The sequence below is a fragment of the Desertibacillus haloalkaliphilus genome (genome assembly GCF_019039105.1).
In the GTDB taxonomy this organism is placed as follows: Bacteria; Bacillota; Bacilli; order Bacillales; family KJ1-10-99; genus Desertibacillus; species Desertibacillus haloalkaliphilus.
On record NZ_JAHPIV010000314.1, the window covers coordinates 1 to 383 of the forward strand.

Below are 383 nucleotides of genomic sequence, written 5' to 3' on the forward strand. Positions count from 1 at the left end.
GTATGATCCCGCAACAGGAGGATTTTATTACGCAAGAAGTTCTATAAACGATCATTATTTTAGTCCTGATATTGAATCAACAGCACAAGCGTTAAACATGTTAATACGGAATAATCTGATCGATGACATGCCGCAACCAATGCGGATGCAGATGATTCGTTTTTTTCAGTCGAAGCAAAAGGAAGATTCGGGATTTTTTTACGATGACCATCCAGCAATGGCAAAAGATGAAGTCATGGTTCATCGAGCGATAAATTATTCGATCAATTCGTTAAAGAGACTAGGTGGTAACGCGCTGTATTCGTTACCACTAGAAGCAAAAAGTGCACCAGATTATGTTAAATCACCTGAAGACTATCTAGAGAAATGGCGGAGTATTGACT

Annotated in this window: 1 pseudogene; it reads left to right on the top strand. The window is 38.9% G+C overall.

From position 1 onward, the window contains the following. Window positions 1-383, top strand: a pseudogene (locus KH400_RS22105) (hypothetical protein); the annotation flags it as partial.